Source organism: Hymenobacter lucidus, from assembly GCF_020447265.1.
In the GTDB taxonomy this organism is placed as follows: Bacteria; Bacteroidota; Bacteroidia; order Cytophagales; family Hymenobacteraceae; genus Hymenobacter; species Hymenobacter lucidus.
This window is the reverse complement of sequence record NZ_JAJADR010000003.1, coordinates 594,825-618,918: the sequence shown is the minus strand read 5'-3', so window position 1 is coordinate 618,918 and position 24,094 is coordinate 594,825. Positions and strand designations below refer to the sequence as shown.

Annotated in this window: 23 protein-coding genes; 9 read left to right on the top strand and 14 right to left on the bottom strand. The window is 59.4% G+C overall.

Annotated features, from left to right (window positions below; all coding sequences use genetic code 11):
• Nucleotides 1-34: 34 nt before the first annotated feature.
• The 7 genes from LGH74_RS13915 to LGH74_RS13885 form a co-directional block, all read right to left on the bottom strand.
• Nucleotides 35-961: a DUF3667 domain-containing protein gene (locus LGH74_RS13915; RefSeq protein WP_226176594.1), complete on the bottom strand. Its 927-nt coding sequence runs from the start codon at nucleotides 959-961 to the stop codon at nucleotides 35-37.
• Between the two features lie 131 nt (nucleotides 962-1,092).
• On the bottom strand, nucleotides 1,093-1,698 hold the full coding sequence (locus tag LGH74_RS13910) for a hypothetical protein (RefSeq protein WP_226176592.1): 606 nt from the start codon (nucleotides 1,696-1,698) through the stop codon (nucleotides 1,093-1,095).
• 52 nt (nucleotides 1,699-1,750) lie between these two features.
• Nucleotides 1,751-2,485, bottom strand: a complete 735-nt coding sequence (locus LGH74_RS13905; RefSeq protein WP_226176591.1) for an ATP-grasp domain-containing protein — start codon at nucleotides 2,483-2,485, stop codon at nucleotides 1,751-1,753.
• Nucleotides 2,486-2,720: 235 nt separating this feature from the next.
• Nucleotides 2,721-3,704 carry an N-acetylmuramoyl-L-alanine amidase family protein gene (locus LGH74_RS13900; protein ID WP_226176590.1) on the bottom strand — a complete coding sequence of 328 codons (984 nt, stop codon included), beginning with the start codon at nucleotides 3,702-3,704 and terminating at the stop codon, nucleotides 2,721-2,723.
• A gap of 448 nt (nucleotides 3,705-4,152) precedes the next feature.
• Nucleotides 4,153-4,998, bottom strand: coding sequence for an SDR family oxidoreductase (locus LGH74_RS13895; RefSeq protein ID WP_226176589.1), 846 nt, complete (start codon nucleotides 4,996-4,998; stop codon nucleotides 4,153-4,155).
• 182 nt (nucleotides 4,999-5,180) lie between these two features.
• Nucleotides 5,181-5,447 (bottom strand): Rossmann-fold NAD(P)-binding domain-containing protein, encoded by a 267-nt coding sequence (locus tag LGH74_RS13890; protein ID WP_226176588.1) that lies wholly within the window; start codon nucleotides 5,445-5,447, stop codon nucleotides 5,181-5,183.
• 82 nt (nucleotides 5,448-5,529) lie between these two features.
• Nucleotides 5,530-6,432: a helix-turn-helix domain-containing protein gene (locus tag LGH74_RS13885; RefSeq protein WP_226176587.1), complete on the bottom strand. Its 903-nt coding sequence runs from the start codon at nucleotides 6,430-6,432 to the stop codon at nucleotides 5,530-5,532.
• A 173-nt stretch (nucleotides 6,433-6,605) separates the two neighbouring features.
• Here LGH74_RS13885 and LGH74_RS13880 point away from each other — a divergent pair, with 173 nt between their 5' ends.
• Nucleotides 6,606-7,022, top strand: coding sequence for a helix-turn-helix domain-containing protein (locus LGH74_RS13880; protein WP_226176586.1), 417 nt, complete (start codon nucleotides 6,606-6,608; stop codon nucleotides 7,020-7,022).
• Nucleotides 7,023-7,099: 77 nt separating this feature from the next.
• The gene (locus LGH74_RS13875) at nucleotides 7,100-7,861 is read left to right on the top strand and encodes an SDR family NAD(P)-dependent oxidoreductase (protein ID WP_226176585.1); all 762 of its coding nucleotides are present in this window, start codon (nucleotides 7,100-7,102) and stop codon (nucleotides 7,859-7,861) included.
• A 154-nt stretch (nucleotides 7,862-8,015) separates the two neighbouring features.
• Here LGH74_RS13875 and LGH74_RS13870 read toward each other — a convergent pair whose 3' ends face one another.
• From LGH74_RS13870 to LGH74_RS13860, 3 genes are all read right to left on the bottom strand, one after another.
• A complete protein-coding gene (locus tag LGH74_RS13870) occupies nucleotides 8,016-8,192 on the bottom strand; it encodes a hypothetical protein (RefSeq protein WP_226176583.1) in 177 nt (58 codons plus the stop codon).
• A gap of 214 nt (nucleotides 8,193-8,406) precedes the next feature.
• A complete protein-coding gene (locus tag LGH74_RS13865; protein ID WP_226176581.1) occupies nucleotides 8,407-8,871 on the bottom strand; it encodes a hypothetical protein in 465 nt (154 codons plus the stop codon).
• A 112-nt stretch (nucleotides 8,872-8,983) separates the two neighbouring features.
• On the bottom strand, nucleotides 8,984-9,601 hold the full coding sequence (locus LGH74_RS13860; RefSeq protein WP_226176579.1) for a 2'-5' RNA ligase family protein: 618 nt from the start codon (nucleotides 9,599-9,601) through the stop codon (nucleotides 8,984-8,986).
• 215 nt (nucleotides 9,602-9,816) lie between these two features.
• Here LGH74_RS13860 and LGH74_RS13855 point away from each other — a divergent pair, with 215 nt between their 5' ends.
• Nucleotides 9,817-10,575 carry an acyl-CoA desaturase gene (locus tag LGH74_RS13855; RefSeq protein WP_226176578.1) on the top strand — a complete coding sequence of 253 codons (759 nt, stop codon included), beginning with the start codon at nucleotides 9,817-9,819 and terminating at the stop codon, nucleotides 10,573-10,575.
• A gap of 73 nt (nucleotides 10,576-10,648) precedes the next feature.
• Here the strand turns inward: LGH74_RS13855 and LGH74_RS13850 are convergent, their stop codons facing one another.
• Nucleotides 10,649-13,246 (bottom strand): TonB-dependent receptor, encoded by a 2,598-nt coding sequence (locus tag LGH74_RS13850; protein ID WP_226176577.1) that lies wholly within the window; start codon nucleotides 13,244-13,246, stop codon nucleotides 10,649-10,651.
• Nucleotides 13,247-13,819: 573 nt separating this feature from the next.
• Between LGH74_RS13850 and LGH74_RS13845 the strand changes: the two genes are divergently transcribed.
• The 3 genes from LGH74_RS13845 to LGH74_RS13835 all read left to right on the top strand — a co-directional run bounded on the left by LGH74_RS13845 (nucleotide 13,820) and on the right by LGH74_RS13835 (nucleotide 17,117).
• Nucleotides 13,820-14,182: a hypothetical protein gene (locus tag LGH74_RS13845; protein WP_226176576.1), complete on the top strand. Its 363-nt coding sequence runs from the start codon at nucleotides 13,820-13,822 to the stop codon at nucleotides 14,180-14,182.
• Between the two features lie 13 nt (nucleotides 14,183-14,195).
• Nucleotides 14,196-14,735: a PAS domain-containing protein gene (locus LGH74_RS13840; protein WP_226176575.1), complete on the top strand. Its 540-nt coding sequence runs from the start codon at nucleotides 14,196-14,198 to the stop codon at nucleotides 14,733-14,735.
• Nucleotides 14,736-14,963: 228 nt separating this feature from the next.
• Complete coding sequence (locus LGH74_RS13835) at nucleotides 14,964-17,117, top strand: hypothetical protein (RefSeq protein WP_226176574.1); 2,154 nt, start codon at nucleotides 14,964-14,966, stop codon at nucleotides 17,115-17,117.
• Between the two features lie 53 nt (nucleotides 17,118-17,170).
• Here the strand turns inward: LGH74_RS13835 and LGH74_RS13830 are convergent, their stop codons facing one another.
• Nucleotides 17,171-18,199: a gluconolaconase gene (locus LGH74_RS13830; protein WP_226176573.1), complete on the bottom strand. Its 1,029-nt coding sequence runs from the start codon at nucleotides 18,197-18,199 to the stop codon at nucleotides 17,171-17,173.
• A 236-nt stretch (nucleotides 18,200-18,435) separates the two neighbouring features.
• Here LGH74_RS13830 and LGH74_RS13825 point away from each other — a divergent pair, with 236 nt between their 5' ends.
• A complete protein-coding gene (locus LGH74_RS13825; RefSeq protein ID WP_226176571.1) occupies nucleotides 18,436-18,621 on the top strand; it encodes a DUF2256 domain-containing protein in 186 nt (61 codons plus the stop codon).
• A gap of 116 nt (nucleotides 18,622-18,737) precedes the next feature.
• Entirely contained in the window at nucleotides 18,738-20,366 is a 1,629-nt protein-coding gene (locus tag LGH74_RS13820; RefSeq protein WP_226176569.1) for an amidase, read from the top strand.
• 118 nt (nucleotides 20,367-20,484) lie between these two features.
• Here the strand turns inward: LGH74_RS13820 and LGH74_RS13815 are convergent, their stop codons facing one another.
• The gene (locus tag LGH74_RS13815; RefSeq protein WP_226176568.1) at nucleotides 20,485-21,192 is read right to left on the bottom strand and encodes a GAF domain-containing protein; all 708 of its coding nucleotides are present in this window, start codon (nucleotides 21,190-21,192) and stop codon (nucleotides 20,485-20,487) included.
• 143 nt (nucleotides 21,193-21,335) lie between these two features.
• The gene (locus tag LGH74_RS13810) at nucleotides 21,336-22,043 is read right to left on the bottom strand and encodes a hypothetical protein (RefSeq protein WP_226176567.1); all 708 of its coding nucleotides are present in this window, start codon (nucleotides 22,041-22,043) and stop codon (nucleotides 21,336-21,338) included.
• 58 nt (nucleotides 22,044-22,101) lie between these two features.
• On the opposite strand from LGH74_RS13810, the gene LGH74_RS13805 reads away from it, so the two are divergent.
• Nucleotides 22,102-24,030 carry an ABC-F family ATP-binding cassette domain-containing protein gene (locus LGH74_RS13805; protein ID WP_226176566.1) on the top strand — a complete coding sequence of 643 codons (1,929 nt, stop codon included), beginning with the start codon at nucleotides 22,102-22,104 and terminating at the stop codon, nucleotides 24,028-24,030.
• The last annotated feature ends 64 nt before the right edge of the window (nucleotides 24,031-24,094 follow it).

Here is a 24,094-nt window from a genome sequence, read left to right as displayed (position 1 = left end):
GCCGGGCTTTTGTACCTGCTTCGCCGGGAAAGCCTTAGTGCGCGGGCACCGCCAGGCGTGCCGGCGCGGGCATGGACTTGGCCTGCTGAAGCCGCTGCTGCTGGGCTTTCTTTTTGAAGGTGCCCCAATTCAGGACTACTGCCAGCATTCCAAACAGCATGAACGGCATCACAATCCCCAGCACGAAGGGGAAAAAGCCCCGCACCAGCCGGCCCACCAAACTCAGGCCGGTATGCGCCAGCATGGAGCCGTAGGCCCAGGTGGCGTAGCCCATGCTGATGGCGGATACAAAATAGCTTACTTGTTGCACCTGCGCCGTACCGGAATAGAAGTACACGAGCGGCAGGGCGAGCAGCGTCAGAAAATTGCAGACCGCCGTGATAAAGGCTGCCATGACGAGGCACTCGGCGTAGTTGTAGCCTCCCCGGCGCAGAAACAGGCGAGCAAAGGCGGCTATTACCGGTACCAGTGCCACGTACACCCAACTCATGTATTTAGCCATAAAGTTGGTCGCCGACTGCTGCATTTGCCATACGGCCTCGGGCACGGCCGGGTCGCGGGGCGGCATCAAGTCGATGTGCAGCACGGCGGAAATAAAGGCGTAGGTCCCGGTCACGAGCAACAGCAGGGACAAGGGCGGGAAATGGTACTTGCGCTGCCCGGCCAGGTAGTTCCGAATGGTAGTACCGGGGCGGATCAGAATGTTCCAGAGCGAGTACTGAATACCTTTATCCACGTGCCAGATGCTATGCGGAATCTCGTGCAGCATGTGCGCCATCGTGATGCGGTGGGTGTGGTGGGCATCCTGGCCGCAATGCCCGCAGAACCGCTCGGGTACCAGCGTGCCGCAGTTCAGGCAGGCCGTGGGAGCGTGGTGGGCGGCCGAATCCAGGGGCGTGCTGTGTTCCGAATGGGCCAGGGCGAGGCCAATAGCTAGGGTGGAGGTAGACGTGGCTTCCATATAGATTGGAATGGATATTTTTGAAAGAAAGCCACTTATTCCAGAAATAGCAAGCAAAAAAGGCCACCGCTGAATTCAGCGGCGGCCTTTAGAACGGTTACCGTTCAACGACGAGACGCAAGTATGCGTCCCTACATCGTGCGGGTCGGTGTTGGGGAAGGTGATGAGGCGGTAGCATACTCATCTACGAATCCTTGGATTAGCGTTTCATCCAGGCTTCTTTCGGAACGGTTTGCTGCGGTGATGTTATTCAGTCGGTTCCAGCTCGGCTTCAAGTCTTCCCACTGCTGTTGAATGCTTTGCATATCAGTCTGGGTGATTATAAAACTCTGGTCGTCCAGGATGGTCAGGATATGCATTTGCACTTCCCAATTATTGCCGGCCGCTCCGAATAGAAGTTCAAATAACGCACGCAGGTGCCTGCTGCAATTCAGGGTTTGCAGCGCGTAGGCCAGGGTGCCACGGCTTCTAAGGTTAGCGGGTTTTTTCAACGCACTTAACAGGGGGCACACCGCCCAGTTAGCCCGGTTGTGCCGGAAAGTCAAGGCTGCCGCATTGCGGATTTGGGCGTTTTCCTGGTTCAGCAGCCCGAGCAGGAAACGGCGGCATTTGCGCTGAATCGTTTTGTTGAAGCCGCCGCCGAAATGGTATAGCCTATTGCAGGCGCTGCAGACCTCGTTCCAGCTGCCGGAAAAAACGGCTTCCTGGAGACGGTCAAATTGGGCTTGCTTATTCATCGGCTATTGTGAAAATGTTCCGCACTCTGTCGGTGGTCGTGCGTTTCAAGACCTAAAAATCACACGCATCCTCGTTGCCCGTCAGCGCGGCCCAGCGGGCACTCAGAAACTTGGCGTAGCGCAGGGGTGGCAGGCCGTAGCTGCCGATGGCATAGCCTTCGTTGACTTCGATAACCAGCGTGGCCCCGGCGGCGGTAAGGCCGATATCGAGGGCATAGGCGTGCGGGGCCCCGGTGTAGGCGGCCACGGCGGCATCTACCACGCCGGGGTCGAAGTGGACGCGCCAGCTGCCGCGGTAGGGCTGGGCGGCCAGCACCTCGCCGTAGCGCACGAAGCAGCGCCACTCGGCCACGAACTGCACCGGCTCAGCACACCATACGGGCGTGTTTTCGGCCTGGTCGCCGCAGCCCAGCAGGTCGCGGAAATGGCGCACGAGCACGCCAGTAAATTTCTTGCGGGCCAGCATCGGCTTCACGAATACCGGCCACTGCGCTGGGTCGGCGGCTACTTCGTTAATAGTCGATTGCCACATCCGCCGCCCCAGAAACGGCTGTAGCGCGGCCGGGTAGTCGAGGGCCGGGGGCACGGGCCGGCCCAGGGCCCGCAAAGCGCCTTCCACGTCGTCGATATGGCTCACGACAATATCCCCCGGCTCGTCGTGGGGCAGCTCAGCGAAGGTTACGAACGGCACGATTTCCCAGCCCATCTGCCGGAAGCCGTCGGCGGCGGCGTAGCAATTAGTATTGGCCCACTCGCCGGAGGAGTCCTTATTGATATAGGCCCGCATAAGTTGAGTTTAGTAAATCCGGTCTGGCGCGAGCTTAGGCGTAGTCGTAACTCGTGCCTTTTCATGCCGGGAGGCTGACCCTCCTCCCGTCAGAACGACAAAGCCGCACGGCTTGCTCCAGACGGCCCGCTACCAGTTTGCCGCTGCGCGACAGTGGAGATACAATCTCCACAGTATAGATAAGCACAGTTACGGCTGTGCCTAAACTCGCGCCAGGATAAGCCAGTGCGGTTCCCTACTGCTTACCCCGATAGTCGGCAATGAGTCCTTCGCAGATCCAGTTGGCCAGGGCCTGGCGGTTGTCGGCCACTACGAAGCGGCGCTGGTCTTTCTGGTTACGGATGTTGCCCAGCTCCATGAATACAGCCGGGGCGTGGCTGTTGCGCACCTCATACAACGTGCCGCGCTCCGACACATTGCCCGAGTAGGGCCGGTTGGGCTGGGCCCGCTTGTAGCGGCTGGTAAACACCCGGTGAATATTTTTGGCAAGGCGCAGGCCGGTGGCGCTGCTGGCGTGGTGGTAAAAAAACACGTCGATATTCTGTCCTTCACTGCGGCTGTCCACGTGCAGGGCCAGCAGGCGCTGGTAGGCGCCCTTGTGGCGGGCGTGCAGCTTATTGACCTGGGCAATGCGCTGGCGCAGGCGCTGCACCTGGCTCAACGGAATGCGTAGCTGCGGGTACTGCACCTCGTCGTAGTCCATTGGCAGCACGTTTTCATCCCGGATACCGTCGTTGGGGTCCTGTACCATTACGTACACCAGGGCGCCGTGCGAAATCAGCACTCGGGCCAGGCGTACGGTCACGTCGTAGGCATACTCATCCTCGGCCAGCTGGTAGGAGCCATACTTGCCGATGGCGCCGGGGTCGGGGCCGCCGTGGCCCGAGGAAAGATAGTAGACCGCGCCCCGCAAAGAGCTGCTCTGTGCCGGGGTGCCAGCGTAGCGCGGGCCGAAGAGCTGAGCGGGGCTAATGGGCTTGGTGCTGAGCACTACGGGCACAGCTGTAGCGGGCCGGGAGGTACGGCGGGCGGTGCGGAGGACCGGCGGTTTGCGGGTGGCCACGCGTTTAGGCAACAGGTAAGTGCGGCCGGTAATGAGGCCGTGGCGGCGGGTCAAGTTTTTCTTATTGAGCTGCTTAAAAGCGGCTCCATACCGGCCCGGGCTCAGGCCTTGGCGCAGCAGCAGGGTTTCTACCCCGTCGCCGTTGCGGGCTTTCACACGCCGGTAGGCAGCTTGGGCGAAGGCCTGAACCGAAAGCAGGCAGCACAGCAAAAAAAGGTAGGCGATTCGCAAAGGCAAAAGAAACTAGAGAAGCTGGGGCAAACCAGGGACGGACCAACCGCCCACGCGGCGGGTAACGGAAAGATAAAAGCCCTGCATACGTAGCACGGCCGACTCTTGCCATACGATACTACAAAAGAGGGAGTAAATCTTCAGAATATAGAATATAAAAACACCAGTGGAGCCGAATCCACCGTCTACCATGGCGGACATTCTGCGCATGAAGCCTCACGCGGCCATCTGCCCGCTGCAATGTGCCGGGCCTGCCAAAGTAAAAAGCCCTTTACTCCAAGTGGAATAAAGGGCTTTCTGAGAAAAAACGGGACTATCTGCGCAGAGCACGAATGGTTGCGGCTCTACCTGGCAAGGACAAGAAGGTATTTAGCTAACTGGCAAATGCCGTGGCCGTGGCCAGTGCCTGCCACTGCTGCATATCGTGCTGCACCGCCTGGATTTTCTGGTCGGCTAGCTGGTAGGCATCGGCGCCTAACAATAGGTGCAGCGGCTGCTGCTCGGCTTCACTAAGCGCCACGAGGGCTGCCGCAGCCTTTGCCGGGTCACCGGGCTGGTTGCCGTTGATTTGCTGCTCGTGGGCGGCCTGGGAGTCGCGCACCGATTGGTACTCGGGCAGGGGGTGCTGGGGGGTGCCCAGTGAGCCGGACGTAAGAAAATCGGTGCGGAAGTAGCCGGGATACACCACGCTGGCCTGCACGCCAAACTCCTTTACTTCGGCCGCGTACGATTCGGTGAGGCCGGCTACGGCAAACTTGGTGGCGCAGTAAATGCCCCAGCCCGGAAAGTTGCCCGTAAAGCCTCCCACCGAGGAAATGTTGAACACGCGGCCTGCTCCTTGCTGCCGCAGGTGGGGTGTGGCGTGCCGCAGCACGTGCAGCAAGCCAAACACATTTACATCGAAATTTTTGCGGGCCTCCTGGTCGGATAGCTCTTCCAAGGCGCCAATCTGGCCGTAGCCGGCATTATTCACTACTACATCGAGCCCACCAAGGGTGCTGATGGTAGTGGCAATGGCCTGCCGCACGCTTTGCTCGTTGCCGAGGTCCATGTGCAGGGGCAAAAACCGGCCGTTGCTAGGCGGCACGGCTTGTTGCAGCTCCTCCAGGTTGCGGGAGGTGGCCGCTACCGCATAGCCGTGGGCCAGCAGGTGTTGTACTAAGGTCAGTCCTAGGCCCTTCGAGGCCCCGGTCACGAACCATACGTTCTTGGTTTTCATGTTGTTGGTAGTTTTCTTGATAAAACAGCGCATCGCTCAGGGCGAGGCTTGCGAATTGGTAGAGCATAAGGAAAGCGGTTAGAGCGTGAGGTAACTACAAGAGCAGACGTGCCAAGCCTACTTTTATTGCAGGCAAAAGCAAAATCGTAACACAGGTGCCGGCTCCTCACCGCTTTTCGCTGCTACTGCTCGAAGCTGGTTGAAACAGTGAGCGGGTGCCAGGTGTCGAGCGTGTGCATAGCCTCGGCAATGGCCTGCGCTACGCAGGCTTCGTGGGTGAGGTCGGTTTGGAGGGGCAGGAAGGTGGGAGAGGCCCTGCCGAGAACTTGGCCAAGGTGGCGCGCGGTGGCCGCTACGCGGTGGCCAGCCGCCAGCTGCAGGGCCAGGGCCAGCCCCAGCCCCAGGTCCTGCGAGGCCCCGGTTACCAACCAGGTTTGAGAGGTGCTCATCGTTGCGTGTTTTAGTACACTGCAAAACTAGAGTGGGGGCAGGGCAGAAAGCTTACCCCATTCAAACCAATGCTTGCGAAAATCAAACAGTGCGCACGGCCGTGGGCGTAGTGCCAGCCTGCTTGCGGAAAAAGTTGTTGAAGTGGGCCGGCTCCTCGAAGCCCAGGCTATAGCTGATTTCCGACACGTTCCAGCTGGTGTGGCGCAGCAGGGCGTGGGCTTCCTGTGTGAGGCGGGCGGCAATGAGTTGGGTGGTGGTTTTACCCGTTACTTCCTTCAGGGCCCGGTTCAGATGATTGACGTGCACGGCCAGCTGCCCAGCAAAGGCGTTGGCCGTGCGCAGGCGTACCTGCTGCCCAGGCGTTTCGATGGGGAACTGGCGCTCCAGCAACTCCGTAAATAGCGAGGCAATGCGCGTGGCGGCGCTGCTGTCCTTATACAGCGTGGTGGCGGGCTGTAGCTTCAGGGCGCCGTGAATCAGCTCAAACACGTAGTTGCGCAGCAGGTCGTATTTGTAGGTGTAGTCCGAGCCAATTTCTGCTTCCATCTTGGCAAATAGCTGCGCCGCGGCCTCACGCTGGTCCTCAGTGAGGGCGTAGAGCGGCTGCCCACCAGGACGAAACAGCGGCAGCTCCAGGGTGCCGGCTAGCTGGTGGCGCTGCAAAAAAGCCTCGGTAAAGATGCAGAAATAGCCCGATTGGTCGTCGTCGAGCGGCTCCCACTCGTAAGGCACCATGGGATTGGCAAACAGCAGGGCGTTGCCGCGGATTTCGACCGTCTTATCGGCGAAATGGTAATTGCTACGGCCCGTTACGAGCGTGATTTTATAGAAATCCTTGCGGCTGTAGGGCAGGTGGCAGGCGGTAGGACCCACGAAATCGTCGAGCCGAAATACGTTGAAGTGGCCGATGTCCTGCTGGAGGTTGTCGGGCAGCCAGTGGATTTTCTGCTGGTAAAAATCTTCGAGCGTATGGGGTTTCAGCATGCAGCTAAGTTACGAGAATCAAACCATTCGTTGGGCCCTTTGAGAAATCTAGTAGCTTGCCGGCCGCATCTTCTTCGAGACGGCTCACCATAAGAACTATGTGTTTACCCTCTTGATAAAAGGCAGAGTGCCCTATGATGTTTGTATTGATGGCTAATAATCTGCCCCAATCTATGCCCACACCCATTCCGAAGAAAATCCTGGCCCGGCAGCACGAAATAACGGCCGACTTTCTGCACCTAATCGACTTGCACCTGGCCGATATTGTCGCGGGCCGTGCCACCGAAATGCTCGAAATCCGGGATTTTGCCGACCAGCTTCATATTCATCCCACGCACCTGAGCAATACCATCAAGCTCACTACCGGCCACTCACCCTGCTACTTTTTCGAGGCCCGCATTATGGATCTGGCCCGGGAGCAGCTGCTGAATCCGGCCCGCTCGGTGGCCGACGTGGCCGCCGGCCTCACCTTCGACCCGTCGAACTTCACCAAGTTCTTTAAGCGCTTCGCGGGCGTCACGCCCAAGCAGTACCGGGAGCAAGTATGGGAGGCCCAGCGGCTGGCCAAATCGGAAACTGTCACCATTTAAACTGAAGCTCTCACCATACTCCGGCCCGGGCAGTGCCTCACCTTTGTCTTGTTCTATTTCTGAAACCAAGACACGCCATGAGTACTTCCAAAATTGCCCTTGTAACCGGCGGCAGCCGCGGCCTGGGCCGCAACAGTGCCCTGCACCTGGCCCAGGCCGGCCACGACCTGATCATCACCTACCGCACCCAGGAAGCCGAAGCTCAGGAAGCCGTGGCGCAGATTGAAGCCCTGGGCCGTCAGGCAGTGGCTCTGCCCCTGGATACCGGCCGCACCGCCACATTTCCTGTCTTTGTGGCTGCCGTCAATGAGCAGCTCCAGCACAAATGGCAGCGCGCCAGCTTCGACTTTCTCATCAATAATGCCGGTATCGACGCCCGCTCGGCTTTTGCCGAAACCACCGAGGAAGATTTCGACAACCTGCTGAACGTACACTTCAAGGGCGTATATTTCCTAACCCAGAACTTGCTACCCCTACTGGCCGACGGTGGCGGTGTAGTGAACTTCTCGACTGGCTTGGCCCGCTTCACCACGCCCGGCTACGCGGCCTACGCCTCTATGAAAGGGGCCGTAGAAACCCTGACCAAGTATATGGCCAAGGAGCTGGGCGGCCGGGGCATCCGGGCCAACGTAGTAGCGCCGGGCATTATCAAGACCGATTTTACGGCTGCCGCCCGCGAGGCGCACCCGCAGCTGGAGCAGTACATGAGCGCCAATACGGCTCTGGGCCGCATCGGTGAGCCCGACGATATTGGGCCCATTGTGGCATTCCTCTGCTCCGACGCCGCCCGTTGGGTGAATGCCCAGCGCTTGGAAGCCTCGGGCGGCTATTCGCTCTAAGCACTACGGATACACCGTCAGCCCGCGAGGCTCCTCGGACTCTACCGGAAGCGTAGCGTGCTGGGAATGATGTGCGGTACATGCAACTGTAAAACGCGAACAGCCAGCCCGGTGAAGGGCTGGCTGTTGTATGTTCCATCGGAGCGGGTTGGCGCTAGGCCTTGCGCATACGGGTTTTCTGGTAGGCTTCGAAGCTGCTGCGTACGGCGGCCAGCAGGCCCGCATACTTGTGCCGGGCATCCTGGCTGGATTCCAGTTGCTGGAGGTGGTTGTCGATCAGGTCGCAAAACTCATCTCGCGAGAAGCGGGAACGGGAGGCTGGCTTTTGCACGGAAAAAGGAAGAGAAAAAGCAGCGACTAAGTGCTGGTGGGAAACACAATGATAACAATTATACTACGCAAGAACGAAAGAAGAATCTAGCCTAACTACTTCTTCTTTAGAAAATACGCCCGACGCCATCCATATGCCGGTAAACAGCCACGGCTCCCGGATTAATTCAGGAGCCGTGGCGAAAAGTTGGATTATGCCCAGGCGGGCGGCAAAGCTAAAAGCGGAACAGCGGCCGGGCCGGATTCCAGATGCCCCACGGAATCATGAGCAGCACCAGCAGCAGGGCCACCAGAAACCAGGTAAAGGCCTTTTTGTGCTTGAGCACTGGGTCGGTGGCTTTCTTGGAGAGCGTGCGGCCCACCTGGGCGGCAATGACGGCCAGCAGCATGGTGGCAATGTGCTCGACGCCCCAGAACCGGCCAATTGGGTCTTTCATGACGGCCCCGCCGGCCGTTTCGAAGGCTTTTACGCCGAAGGGGCTCAGGCCAAAATACAGAATCAAACCCAGCAGCAGCTGCAGGTGCATTGAGCCCACGAAGGCGGCGCCCATACCGTTGTCGGCGCCCAGGTAAGGCTTGCGGCCCTGCCAGCCGCTGAAGGCGCGGAAGAGGGCTATCAGGCCAAAAATCAGAACCAGCCAGCGGCTCCAGGAATGCAGAATGAGTACGGCGTTGTACATAAGCGGAAAGAAAGTGGTGAAGCGGTAAAGGTCGGGGGCGGCGGGCAGATTGCCGCGCCGGGCCCGTAAAAGTAGCAGCGGCGCGGCAAAGCGGAAACGGCGCCCGGCATAGTTACCGCCCTTCCCGGGTAATTTCTACCGTGAGCTGCTGGCTGACCACGGTGAGCGGCGTGGGCAAAGGCGCGCGCACGGCTTGGCCCTCAAACGGAAACGTTTCCTCGCAGAGGAACAAGTCGCCCTCCTGCCGCAGAATGGCCAGATTGTCGAGGGTGAGCTTCAGGTTGAAGGTTTGCTTGTTGAGGTATTGCAGCACGGGGCCCAGCAGTTCGGGCGTGGTATCGTGCAGGGCCAGGGAAATATGGGGCAGCCAGCACTCGGGGCCACTGAACTTGTCGGTGCGCAAACACAGCGGGGCCGTAGCCCGAATAACGCGCTGATGGAGCTGGTTGAGGGCATCGGTGCGCAGTACCGGGATGTAGATAACCGGATTGGGCCCCGGAAACACGCCCAGGCCGGTGGTGTGCACCTCGAAGGGCGCGGTGGTGCGGGCCACCTCGCGCAGCACGCTTTTAAGCATGGAGAGCTTGCGCACCCCGGCCAGCTGGTAGGTGATGTGCGGGTCGGGGGTGGCCTGCACGTCGTCGAGGCCAAACTCCGTTTCCAGTCCCTTGATGATGCGGTTGATGCGGGCCGCGTAGAGCGGCGTGAGCAGGGTAGTAATGGCGAGCATATGGTCTAAACTCAGGAACCGGTCGTGGGGTTGAGAAAGGCCGAAATTTCCTTACAACGCCGGCCGCCGAAGCCGTTCCGGCGGGTTTCGTACAACTGAGCTGTGGCTTATTATGTACCTTGGGCGGGCAGCTTTGAACAAATGCGGCCCGCCCTGGCTTACCAGACTGCCGGCTTCACTGTCGTTCTGTCGTCACTTTTTAGCTTGCTTGGTTTATGGCTATCCTGCTCTTTTTTCTGGCCCACTGGTATTTGTCGCTGTTTACGCAGTCGTTTTTCCAGCACCGCTACGCGGCCCACAAGATGTTCACGATGAGCACGTTTTGGGAAAAGGTGTTCTTCGTGATGACCTACGTGTGGCAGGGCTCATCTTTTATGTCGCCGAGGGGCTACGCACTGCTGCACCGCATGCACCACGCCTACTCCGACACCGACCGGGACCCGCACTCCCCGCACTACTCGACCAACGCCTTTACCATGATGTGGAAAACGCGCGGCGTGTACCAGGACGTGCTCTACGGCCGCTCCAAAGCCGCCGAGCGGTTTCAGGAGGGCGACTACCCCGAGTGGACGGCTCTGGAGGAGTTTGGCAACAAGTGGTACTCCCGCGTGGGCTGGGGCGTGTTCTACGTGCTGTTCTACGTCAATTTTGCCACAGCCTGGTGGCAGTATCTGCTGTTGCCCATTCACTTCTCGATGGGCGCCGTGCACGGCGCCATCGTGAACTGGAGCGGCCACAAGTACGGCTACCAGAACTTCGACAACAACGACAAGTCGCGCAACTCGCTGTTTTTCGACTTCCTCACCGGCGGGGAGCTGTTCCAGAACAACCACCACAAGCTGCCCAGCCGCGTCAACTTCGGCGTGAAGTGGTGGGAGCTGGACCCCACGTACCCCGTCATCTGGACCCTGGACAAGCTGCGCGTCATTCGCCTCAAGAAAGATAAGACCGCCGGCGTGCCGGTAGCCGCTTAATTCGCTTCGACTTTATGTAAAAAGGCTGCCTCCTCGCGGAAGCAGCCTTTTTCTTTTGGGCCGAAAGCCAGCCTCAGCCATTGCTGCCGCCTTCCTTCTGGTCGTCGTTGCGGATGCTTTTCTTGGGCCGGGCGGGGCGGTTTTCGAGCTTGCCAAACTGGTAGTTGAAGCTCAGGCGCAGGTTGCGGTTGAGGAAGTAGGAATTGTCGGTGTAGGTAAACTGCTCGGTGGCTAGGTCGTTGCGGAAGATGAGCTGGCGGTTGAAGGGGTTGATGACGGCCAGCGTAAGGCTGCCTTTCTTCTGGAACAACTCCTTTTTCACGGCCAGATTGTAGCTGCGGTAGCCCGAGGAGCGGCCCTGCAGCTGGATGCGCCGCGAATTGAAGAGGCCAGTAAACTGGGCGCTCCAGCCGTGCTCAAACTGCCAGGCCGAGGTCAGGTTGGCATTGTGCATGGTGCCGCCGTTTTCCAGGTTCAGGGCCGGGCTGCGCACCCACATGTAGTAGAAGTTTACGTTGCCGCTCAACGTCCACTTGGCTGTCAGCTTGGTCGAGCCCGAGGCGCTCAGGCCGTAGGTAGCGTTGCGGGCCACGTTCTGGAAGGTAGTAAGCAGCACCAACGTCGAGTCGGTAGTAGGTAGAATACTCCGGGCTTCCACGTTGCGCGAAATGGCCTCAATGGCGTTGTTGGTCTGACGCCAGTAGCCCGAAAATGTAATCGAGCTTTTGTTGAGGTAGGTGTTGTAGCCCAGCTCGTAGGCATCGGTCAACTCGGGGTTGAGGTCGGGGTTGCCCACCAATATGTTGCGCGGGTTGCTGGTATTGATGTAGGGGTTGAGGTAAAACACGCTGGGCCGCTGAATCCGGCGGGTATAGCTAAGCTTGAGTTTCTGGTCCTTGTTTACGTCCCAGGCGGCCTGCACGCTGGGCACCAGGTTGGTATAGCTGGTTTGCAGAGCCGAATTGTCACTCATGAAGTCGCCGTCGATGCGGGTGTGTTCCAGCCGGCCGCCGAGCTTAAAGGTCAGGGTTTTGCCCAGCGCAAAGCCGTAGCTAAGGTAGCCCGAGTACACGTTCTGGTCGTAGCGAAACTGATTGGAGCGGGCCGGCACCAGCCGGAAGCCCTGTCCGTCGAGGCTGTCGGCCTCGATGCGGTAGTTGCTGCTCACGGCCCGCAGAATAGTTTTGGCCCCGATTTCCAGCGTCTGGGTGCTGTCCAGGGGCTGCACGTAATCGGTCTGGAAAGTGGTTTCGCGGTTGCGGTTGTCGTTGAAGCTATTTTCGCGGTAGTCCTGCTGGTAGCGGCCGTCGGTAGGGCGCTGCTGGGCCAGGTCGTAGTCGGTCTGCCCGTCGTTCACGGTGTAGAGGGCCAGAAAGCTCAGTTCCTGCCGGGGCCGGGCCAGGGTTTTGGTGTAGCCAAAGTTCAGGTCGAGGTTGCGGCTGCCGTTGTGCGTGTCGATGTCGCGGTTGAACACGTCGTCCGGGGCCCCGGGCAGGGTGTAGCGGGTAAGCTGCTGCCGGGCATTGGTGTAGCCAAAGATGTTGCCGCGCGCACTCAGATTGAAGGCATCCTTGGGCGTGAGGTCGTAGTCGAGGCCCAGCTGGCCGAAGCCGCCGCCGCCCAGGTTGGTGAATTTGCCGCGCTGCTCCAGGGTGCTTTGCCGGTTTTCAGGCAGGTAATCAGTACGCAGGCTCTCGTTGCGGGCAATGTTGATAAACATATTGCCGCCCACGTTGAGGTTTAGACCTAGCTTACCGCGGCGGCTGTTCAGCGTGAGGCTGTGAAACGTGCCCCGGGTGCCCACGTTGTTGTTCACCGAGCCGTTGAGGCCCTCCAGGTTGTTCTTCTTGAGAATAATGTTGACGATGCCCGCCGAGCCCTCGGCGTCGTACTTGGCCGAGGGCGAAGTAATAACTTCCACGCTCTTGATCTGGTCGGCCGGAATCTGGCGCAGGGCGTCGGCCAGGTTGCTGGCCATGATGGCTGAGGGCTTGTTGTTCACCAGCACCCGGATATTCGACGAGCCCCGCAGCTGCAGGTTGCCGTTCAGGTCCACGGTGAGCAGGGGCACTTTCTGCAGTACGTCGCTGGCCGTGCCGCCGGCGTTGGTAATATCCTTTTCGGCGTTGTACACGATGCGGTCCACCTTGTTTTCGACCAGCTCCCGTTCTCCGGTTACTTTCACCTCGCCCAGCTGCTGCACCGTGGGCGTCAGCTTTATCGGGCCCAGATCCTGTACCGCGTCATTAGAGCCAACGCTGATGCCTTCCACGGTGCGCGCCTGGAACCCCACGAAGCTGACGGCCAGCTTATAGCTCCCCACCCCAATTTTGGTGAGGGTAAACCGCCCTTTTTCGTCGCACACAGTGCCATCCACGGTTTTGCCGCTGGCCTGCTCCAGCAAGGCCACGGTGGCATATTCCACGGGCTGGCCGGTTTTTTCATTAACCACGCTGCCCAGCAGCCGGCCCTTGCCCGCGGCCGGCTGCTGGGCGGTTCCTGCGGCGCCGGTGGGGGCCGTCAGCGTTTGGGCCTGCGCTGCGCCGGGTAGCTGTGCCAGCATGCCCAGCCCGAGCAGCACCCTGGCGCCGCCGCGCCGCACAAGCATGGGTAGCAGGGCGGGCCAGTGGGAGGGGCAGAACCGGCGGGCGGGGGTAGGAATAGGAGGCATAGCGCGGGCGGTTGAGTTTGGTACGAAGTATTTCGTAGTGCAATTGTATACGAAATGATTCGTATTTAAAAGAAATACCTACGATATATTTCGTATGTATATTATTCCGGCAAGGAAGCTAGGATGGAAAAGCAGCGGAAAGACTATAGGCGGGCGGGCCGGGCTGCTCGCGGCGGGCATGTTTTTTGAAAAATATTCACCGGAATAATCCTGATGAATAGAACAGCCGGGTTTTCCGGCCTCCGGGCGCCGCCGTTTGGGCATGGCGCCGGCGATGAAAGAAGGAATGTTGATAATATAACTATGACGGGGGCTTTGGAATATGGCTCGGCTGCCTAGGTGCGCAAAAGTCCTTTAAGTCAGATCAAACAGGATTAAACTTTAGTGCTGTGATTTTCAATCTGAACCGGAAGCAGAACAGGCAAGAGTCCCGGCGAATGAACTTTTGGCTTTTCCTGACGTTGGGAGCATAGTATATTTGAAATAACCAGTAGGCACCCGGCCGCCTTTGCGCCGACCAGACCAGGTACCCGTAGCGCCACCGCCTGGCCCTGCGGCCGCCCGACTTGCAGTATGGATGAAATTCTATTCGACGTTAATTTGCAGCAGCTTCCCGATGAGTACCTCACTGGGGAGTGGTGCGTAGCCGAGCGGGTGCTGAACCGGAACAGTCCGGATAGCGCCCTGGCTCAGGCTACCAAGCTGTCGTTGCAGCCCGGCACGCTGCAGGTGCATGCGCCCCAGCAACAGGACCAGGGCCAGTGGTCGGTGCAGCGCGACGGGCTCCTGAACCGCCCGTACTTGGAGCTGCAGCTGCTGCAGGAAGACACCAAGGCGCTTATTACGCGCCTGCGGCGCTCGGCCGACGGCCTGCAAAGCCAGCTTAACTTGTATTTCCAGTCTGGTATGGAGCTCCAGCTAGCCCAGCCCTGTTGATTGCCTTTTTCTCATGCTGAATTCCAAAACCGTGTCGCCTGAGGAGCTCATCCGCCGGCAGGCTGAAGAGCAGTTCCGCTTTTTTGCCGACTTCATTCCCCAACTGGTCTGGTTTACCGACCCCACCGGCTTCCACACCTATTTCAACCAGCGCTGGATTGACTTTACTGGCTATTCCCTGGCCGACAGCGTGGGGCCCGATATGTGGAACAACTTGCTGCACCCCGATGACCGGCAGCGCGCCCGCGACATTTGGGGCCACTCCCTGGCTACGGGCGAATTCTACGAAATAGAGTACCGCTTTAAGTCCAAAAACGGCGACTACCGCTGGTTTCTGGGGCAGGCTCAGCCGCAGTTCGACGAAAACGGCAAGATCCGGCAATGGTTTGGTACTTGTACCGATATCCACGACCAGAAGCTGACCGAGCTGGCCTTGCGGCAGCGGGAGCAGGAGCTGGAGCGTGCCTACTCCGACCTGGAAGTGAAAGTGACGTTCCGCAACCTGGAGCTAGAGCGCCAGGTGCTGGAGCTGCGCCAGAAGCTGGGCGAGTAGTTGGCTCCAACCGATTTGATAATCTTAAAAAAAGGTGGCCCGTAGAAGGCCGCCTTTTTTTATGGCCTCCTGATAGGTCGTTGCCATTATAGAACGGAGAAATAGGCGGCCCTACCACGGTAGAATAACAGTGGGCATAACCTCCGCCGTTGGGTTCTGCGTTAAGGTCATTTTTCGCCTTGGCTTTGTCCCGTGACCCCAACTTCATCTGCACCAGCTACGAGTGAGGTGCCGGCTTCCACTGGGAAGAACAAACACCGCTGGCTCTACTGGGCTTGTGGCGCGCTGGCGTTGCTGCTGCTGGCCCTGGCCGGGGCGCTGCTCTTGCTTGACCCGTGGCTGCAACGCACACTGGAGCAACAGGTAGCCACGCAAAGCCAGGGGCGCTATCAACTGCGCATCGGCGAGCTGCACACCAGTCTGTGGCACCGCTCGGTGCTGGTACAGCACATCCGGCTGCGGCCGGCCAAAGCCGACAGCCAGTGGCATAAAACCACGCTGCCCCACCTACTGACCGATATTGAGCAGCTGCGCATTACGGGTATAGGCCTCAGGGCTCTGTTGCGCGGCTCCGTAGTACCCATTGATTCGGTGGTGCTGGCTGGGGGCCGCGTGCGGGTGCTACAACTCCCCGAAGCTAATACCAATGCTCAACCCTTGCACGAGCAGCTGCCCAAACGCCTGGCTGGTTTACGCGTGGGCTACCTCGGACTAGGGCCGCTGCAGGCTGCCTACGGCCCCGCCCGGCGTCCTGAAGTCAGCGTACGGCAGATCCGTTTGGCTGCCCACGATATTCTGCTGACAGCAGCCGGTGCCGCCGATTCTCAACGGGTGAGCTACGCCGCTGCTTTCGAGGCGCAGCTGGTGGGTAGCGCGGGCACGGCCGCTAACCACCGGCTATTGATTGGCAAAGCCCGTTTTTCTTCCCAAAGTCAACGACTTACCGTCGATTCGGTGCGGGTTCGGTCGTTGCTGGATGTGCGGCGGCAGGGCGCGGTTGTGCGCGTAAATCTGCAGTTGCCCCAGCTGCGCCTCACCGGAATTCGTAGCGCCGAGCTGCGCCGTAAGCAGCTACGCCTCGATTCGCTGGTGCTTGTGGAGCCTCGGCTGACGGCCGCGCCGCCTGTGCAGCCGCCGCCTGCGTTGCACACGTTGCTGGCACCTTACTTTTCCCAGGTGCGGCTGGCGCAGTTGCGCGTAAGTAACGGCACGTTGCGCCTGACGGGCATTCCTAATAAGCCCACCTTTCAGGAAGTGAAGCTGCTGGCCGATGACGTGCTGCTGACGGCAGCCGGGGCCCGCGACGCGGCCCGCATCTGGTATGCCCGCAGCTGGGAGCTGCGTACCGGCCGGGTGCAAAGTACAGTGTCGGCGCCGGTGTACTGGCTGGGCATTCGCAGCACCGAGCTGGTGACGCGCACCGGGCTGGTGCGAGCCAACGGCATTACGCTGCGGCCTACCATGACGCCCAATGCCCTGGCCCGCTACAAGCAGCACCAAACGCCACACATTACCGTACGGGCCGTGCGGGCGCAGATTTCCGGGCTGGATTTTGCCGCGCTGGCGCACCGGGGCAGCCTGCTGGCCCGGCACCTGGACCTGCGCCGGCTGCGGGTGCACATCAAGGGCGACGGGCGTTTTCCGCTCAATCCGAAGGCCTCACTAGTTACGCAGGAGTCGTTGGCCCGGCTGCCCATGCGCCTGAACGTGCGCCGGCTCACGCTCACCGACACCGACCTGGCAACCTCCTACATTGGGCCCACAACCAACCGCCAGGGCAACATCACCTTCAACCGCATCAATGTTACGCTAACCAACCTGACCAACGACCCGCGCCTGATGACGGCCGCCACACCATTGGTAGGCACGGCTTCGGGGTGGCTGCAAAACAGCTGGAGCGTGCGCGTCAAGGTCCGTATTCCGCTGCTCGACCCCGCGGGCCGGCACAGCGGGGAAGGCACGTTCGGGCCGGGCTCCATCACCTTGCTCAACTCCATGACCGAACCCACCCGTCTGGTCCGCTTCGAAAGCGGCGACGTGCGCCGGGCCACGGTGCGCTTCCAGGCCAACCGCCAGCAAATTACGGGTACCATGCAGGCCGAGTATACCAACCTAAAACTCACGCTGCTCAGTCAGCAGGGCGGCCCCGACCAGAAAACTCTGCTGACCAAAATAGGCTCCAAGCTGCTCAATGGCCTAGTTGTCCGGGACGAAAACCCGCGCAGCCTGGGCCCCGACCGGCTGAAGGTAGGCTCGCTGCAAAGTCGCCGCGACCTGCGCGTGTCGGTATTTTCGCTGTGGCGGCAAGGCCTGGTAAGTGGATTGCTAAACAGCATCGGGGCACCCAAAAAAGTAGCCCAAACCATCAGTGAGCAGCCTTAAAGGCGACCTGCCGATGGTTTGGGCTACGTAAAACAAGCGCCGGGGCGCTGGGTTTAGAACTTCACTTTGGCGATGCCGAACACCGAAACGGGCGGTGTCTGATTCGCCTGCAGCGCGTTGAGGTTGGAGTAGAGCACGTACGTTTCGGCGGTGCTGCGGCGGGCCAGCGTAGTAGGGTATTGCGGCGGCGTGGCAAAGGTACCGGCGGCCGTGGCGTCGACCCAGGCGTTGGTAGTTGTGAGGCGGTATACCTTAGCCTGAGAATTGGTAACGGCATACAAGGTATTCACATCCTGCAGCTGAATTCCGTCGATGCCCACCAGATCCTGGCTTGAGGCTACCTTGGTGAAGCTAGTCGGGTTGCTGATGGGCACCTTAAACAGGCTGCCGTCGTCGGTTTTAGCTACCAGCAGGTAGCCGTCCGGGTGAAACTCGATGCCGTTGAGGCCAAACTTACCGGCCGGCGCGCCCAGGCGGGCATCCTGCAGAAATATGGAAGCCCGGCCCTGTGGATCAACGCGGTAAATGATGGGCGAAAAGCTGTCGGTAACGTAGGCATTGCCTAGCTGATCCACGGCAATATCATTGGCGAAGTGGCTGAGGTTGGGAGCCAGAATGCCCAGATCAACGTAGCTCAGCAGCTGGCCAGTAACGGAAAGGCCGGCCAGACCCGCCAGCTTGCCTTTTGTTTCGGGCTTCGATTTGGTGGTGTTGTAGCCAGGGTCGGAAACGGCCACCAGCAGGCGGTTATTAACTACGTCAATCTGCAGTCCGGTGGTGGAAACCAGGCTGGCATCGGTAGCAAACGGGGCAAACGAGCCGTCTTCGCGCACCTGGCTGATGTTGCCCGTGGTTTGGGAGCTAACCAGAAAGCGGCGGTTGCCGGTGTCATATTCCACGCCCTCGGGGTAGAGGTTGGCCTGGGTGAAGGAAACCAGCTCGGGGCCTTCCGTCACGACCGGAGTAATGTCTGTATCATCGTCATCATTCATGCACGACGACAAAGTGAGCGTACTCAGCAGCACAACGGCGGCCCGGGTTAGATAACGCTGATGGCGTTGAAAAAAAGTAAGGTTAGTCATTGCAAACGGTAAAATGGAGGTTTAAAAACGGCCTTTGTGCCTAGTGAAACCGGTGGCGGGCGGCGTGGTTATGGCTTCTAACGCTTTATGGTCAGGCTGAAGTACAATTCCGGGGCGGCTGGGCCCCATCACCGAGGAATTGGCTGGGGAGCTTATAACGCTGTCCAGTGAATTTTGATTCTGCGGCGCAACCTGGGCAAGCCTAAACAAGCAGCGTCATTCGGTGTTGCCTGCGTATGGCCCGTGCTTCGTCGTCTTTGCCCACCCGGTTGGTAAAGGGCAATCTGCCCACCAAAATCTGCCTTACCTGCGGGCGACCTTTCGAGTACCGCAAGAAGTGGCGCAGCTGCTGGGACGAGGTGAAATACTGTGGCGAGAAGTGCCAGCGCAATAAGCCCGCACCTCCAAAACCAGGGCAATAGTTGGTCGGGAAAGACAAAAGTAGCACCGGAACCCGAATAACACCTGCCAGCCGCACTTGGTTGGGGCTTGTCTCAACCTCGTCCGCGTCGTTATCTTGTTCGCAAAAATTACTCGTATGAACCGAAGACTTTTCCTGCGCAACGGCAGCCTGGCGGGCGTGGCCCTCACTACCTGGTCGTTGAACGCCTGTGCCCCGGAAACCAAGGAAGCCGAAGCAGCGGCCGGCTCCGGTGAGGCGGCGCCCGATGCTTTCGAGCTGAGCGAAGCTACAGTGGCCGAGCTGCAGGAAATGATGAAAAGCGGCCGTCACTCGGCCCGCAGCCTCACCGAGCTGTACCTCAAGCGCATCGAGGCCATCGACAAAAACGGCCCGAAGCTGAACGCCGTTATCGAAGTAAACCCCGACGCGCTCAACATTGCCGACACGCTGGATAAGGAACGCAAAGCCGGCAAGGTGCGGGGCCCGCTGCACGGCATTCCGGTGCTCATCAAAGACAACATCGATACCCACGACCAGCTGCAAACCACTGCCGGCGCGCTGGCTCTGGCCGGCCATAAGGCTCGGCAGGATGCTTTCATCGTGCAGCGGCTGCGGGCCGCTGGGGCCGTGCTGCTGGGCAAAACCAACCTGAGCGAGTGGGCCAATTTCCGCTCGACGCGCAGTACCAGCGGCTGGAGCAGCCGCGGCGGCCAGACCCGCAACGCCTACATTCTCGACCGCACGCCCAGCGGCTCCAGCTCGGGCTCAGGCACGGCCGTGGCGGCCAATCTGTGCGCCGTGGCCATCGGCACCGAAACTGACGGCTCGGTGGTGTCGCCGGCGTCGTGCTCGGGCATCGTGGGCATCAAGCCCACCGTGGGCCTGCTGAGCCGCACGGGCATCATCCCGATTTCGGCCACCCAGGATACGGCCGGCCCCATGGCCCGCACCGTGCGCGACGCGGCTCTGCTACTCGGCGCCCTGGCCGGGGTAGACGCCGCCGACGCCGTGACACAGGAAAGCACCGGCAAGGCCTCCTCCGACTACACCACGTTTCTGGTGCCCGATGGCTTGAAAAGCAAGCGGCTGGGCGTCGAGAAAAACCACCTGAAAGGCTCGTCCGATGCCGTGCCGCTGCTGCTGGCGGCCCTGGAGGTGCTGAAAGCTCAAGGAGCGACAATCGTGGAAATAGAGCTGGAAAAGCACATCGACCTGCTGGGCGAGGCTGAATACGACGTGCTGCTTTACGAGTTCAAGGACGGTGTAAACAAATACTTGAGCACGGCCGGCGCGGCCGTGAAAACCGTAGCCGACGTCATGGCTTTCAATACCCAGAACAAAGCCAAGGCCATGCCCTTCTTCCAGCAGGAAACCCTGGAAGCCGCCCACAAAACCGAGGGCCTAACGAGTCCGAAATACTTGGCCGCCCTGAAAAAGTCGCACCAGGGTGCCCGGCTGGCCCTCGACAATGCCCTGCGCACTGACCGCCTCGACGGTATCGTGGCCGTTACCAACGGCCCGGCGCCCTGCCTCGACCTCATCAATGGCGACTCCTGGAAAGGCCCCGGCTTCTCGTCGCCGGCGGCCATGGCCGGCTACCCGCACATTACGGTGCCCATGGGCCTGGCGCACGGGCTACCGGTGGGGCTCTCGTTTGTGGGCGGCGCCTACCAGGAAGGCCCGTTGCTGACGTTGGCCTACGCTTATGAGCAGGCCGCTAAAAAGCGTGTGGCTCCGCAATTTCTGGGGCCGTTTGTGGGGTAAAGTCGTCTGGTTGTGTTGCCGCGTCCGGATTAGTATTCGGTACCCAGCGGGATAAAAATCAGCGGCCGTTATGCTGAAGAATACGGAAGCCAGAGAAAGAAGAAAGTGTTGGCGTCGTTTAATCGGCCAGTATGGCCATAATCGTGTGGTTGAGCAGCTCCGTGAGATGTCCGGCCTCCTTATAGATGGCCGGGCTGTCGACGGGGCTGCCGTTCACGTCTATTGCCGTACCACTACTGCCTATTTCGGCCAGTAGCGTCAGGCTGTGGATCAAGGCAGGAATCGTGGGGTAGGGCTGTCCGACGGCAGCCAGTAGCGTGACGCCCACCCGCCGCAACTCCAGTAGTAGCATCACAGTAGCAGCCAGTTGCTTTAGCAACTGCTGCTCATCGGCCGAGAAGGCCCGGGCGCCGTGGTCGATAACGCAGAGGGCACCGATGTTGAAGCCGTCGGGCGTTTGCAGCGGCTGGGCCGCGTAAAAGTTCATGTGCAGCGCCTGCATTACCTGGGGCTCAATGAGGGCGCAAGGGCGTTGGCGGAGGTCCTCAAACACGGTGGCTTCGTTGTGCAGGATAGCCACCGAGCACAGGCTTTCGACGCGTTTCACGCTGGTGGCACCCGGTAAACCAAAGTTGGCCTTAAACCACACACTATCGTCGGCCACCAGGGAAATCAGCGCAATGCGGGCCCCGAACAGCTTGGCCGTCAGAGTAGTCATTTCATCAAACAGGCTTTCGGGAGCCGTGCCCACAATTTGATAGCGGCTGAGGGCCAACAGGCGGTCTTCTTCGTTGCCGGGAATAAGAGAAGCCTGCGAAAGGGGCATTGTGGTAAGCACGTAGAAAGCAATAGGTGTTTGTACGGATAGAAATATAAAGAGATGAATAGTATTTGTTGAATATTTTGCAGATGAAGGTTTTGCCAAGGTCGGTTTCAGCGTCACTACGGCTGATTGCACCCATAATGGCTTTATGCAAGGTCAAAGAATTCGAGGCTCGGCTGGGCATGCAAGACGTTTCGCACACTCTCCGAGCAGCCCAACAGCAACCAGCCGGCATCTTCCGGATGCCGCAGGCACCAGGAGTGGTCGGCGGCAAATGCGTAGCTAGGATAGTCCAGGTCGCGTTGGAAAACAGGTCCCAAATCAGCTACTACGCCCAGTTCCAGCCAGTCAGTCAAGTCGTTGCCGGTGGTAAAGCGGTAGTTGCCATCATCAAGCGAACCGTAAAAATAGGTTGGCGTGCTAGCGCCTAATGCGGCCACTAATTCCTGAATGAAAGCTGCTTCCAACACGTCGTTGTAACCCAGATTTGGCGGCCAATGGCCATTATACTGGTGCCTGATAGCTCCGACATCGAATGAAGCATCGTAGGCCACGTCGAGGCTGGCGGCTATTTCCCGGTAGCTGATGGGCGTCAGATTCTCGGGTGCGGGGCGGCCGCCCACAATCTGGTAGGTATTCCAGAAGTTCACCCGGTTATTCAACGCTTCAATTGACTGGGTTGAAAAAGAATAGTCGGCCAGCGGAATGCGCCGATCAATGCCCAGCGGCGTAAGAATTTTGAGGTAAGCGGCAAAACCACGCGGTAAAGCCTCCCGCAGAGACGAGTCGGGACCAAGCGTTGGCGTTGCCAGCCAATCAACCTGGTCAGTTATAGTAACTGATTGTAAACTCATACGATATAGTAGCGCGCAGAAACCCGTACCTTTGCGGCTTCATAGCCCGCAAAGTAGGATGATTTCCATTACTGACCTCGATTTTCATTTCGGCTCGCGTACCCTCTACGACAAGGCCAGCCTCCACATCAAGCCCAAGGATAAGATTGGCCTCATCGGGCTCAATGGCCGGGGCAAATCCACGCTGCTGCGCATTCTGGTGGGCGAATACAAGCCCGACGGCGGCAGCATCTCCATGAGCAAGGAAGTGAGCCTGGGCTTTCTCAACCAGGATTTGCTTAGCTACGACTCGCACGAGCCCATCCTGATTGTGGCCATGCAGGCCTTTGCCGAGGCCCTCGACGTGCAGAAGAAAATTGACGAGGTACTGCTGCAGTTCGAAACCGACTACACCGACGACCTCGTGGACAAGCTGGCCGCGCTGCAGGACCGCTTCGAGGCCCTAGGCGGCTACACCATGCAGGCCCGCGCCGAGGAAATTCTGGAAGGTCTAGGCTTTACCACCGAGGAGCTGCAGAAGCCGCTGAAGCTGTTTTCGGGCGGCTGGCGCATGCGCGTGATGCTGGCCAAAATCCTGCTCCAGCAACCCTCGCTGCTGCTGCTCGACGAACCGACCAACCACCTGGACTTGCCCTCTATCAAGTGGATTGAGAACTACCTGGCCGGCTACGAAGGCGCGGTCATTATCGTGAGTCACGACCGGGAATTTCTGGACCGCACCACCAACACCACCGTGGAAGTAACCGGCGGCAAGCTGGTGCCCTACGCTGGTAACTACTCGTTCTACATCGAGGAAAAGGAGGAGCGCAACGCTATTCAGAAGGGCGCTTTCGAAAACCAGCAGGCCCAGATCAAGCAGGCCGAGCGGTTTATTGAGCGGTTTAAGGCCAAGGCTTCGAAAGCCAAGCAGGCCCAGAGCCGGGTAAAGGCGCTGGATAAGCTGGAGCGCATCGAGGACGTAGCCGCCGACGACGCGAAGGTGAACATCAAGTTCAACTTCACCGTTACGCCCGGCCGCCACATTCTGCGCATGGAGCACGTGGGCAAGAAATACGGGGAGAAAATCATCTTCCGCGACACGCACGTGCACATCGAGCGGGGCGACAAAATTGCGCTCATCGGGGCCAACGGCAAGGGCAAATCGACGCTGATGCGCCTCGTGGCGGGCCAGGAAGCGCCTACCAACGGCAACCACCAACTGGGCCACAACGTCATCATGGCGTTTTATGCCCAGCACCAGCTCGAAAGCCTGCGTATCGACAACGAAATTCTGCAGGAAATGGTAGAGGCCGGCTCGAAGCGTTCCGAAATGGAGCTGCGCTCGGTGCTGGGCTCGTTCCTGTTCACCGGCGACGAGGTCTACAAGAAAATCAAGGTGCTAAGCGGCGGTGAGAAAAGCCGCGTAGCGCTGGCTAAAACCCTGATTTCGGAAGCCAACTTTCTGCTGCTCGACGAACCGACCAACCACCTGGACATGCAGTCGGTCAACATCCTGATTCAGGCCCTGGACCAGTACGAAGGCACCTACATCGTGATTAGTCACGACCGGTTTTTCGTGGAAAACGTGGCCAACAAGATCTGGTACATCGAGGATTATCAGTTGAAAGAGTACCCCGGCACCTACGCCGAGTACGAGCAGTGGCAGGAAGACCGGGAAAAGGCCGCCAAGAAGGCCGGCCTGGCCTCGCCATCGGCTCCGAAGCCGGTGAAGGAAGAGAAAAAGCCAGTTTCCAACTCCGAGCGCGAAGCCAACCAGCACGAGCTGAAGAAGGTGAACAAGGAGTTGAAGGAGGTGGAAGGCAAGGTGACGACCCTAGAAAAGGAATTGGCCGTGTACGAAAAGCAGCTGGCCGACCCCAACATCTACAACAACACCGCCCAGCTGAAAGACGCGACGATGAAGTTTGAGCAAGTGAAGAAAGAGCTCAACCGCACCAACGAGCAGTGGGAAAAGCTGGCCGAAAAAGCCGAGCAACTAGAGAAGTAAGCCTGCCCGCTTAGCAACATAAAAGCCCCGCCACGGCCCGATTTCGGGTTGCGGCGGGGCTTTT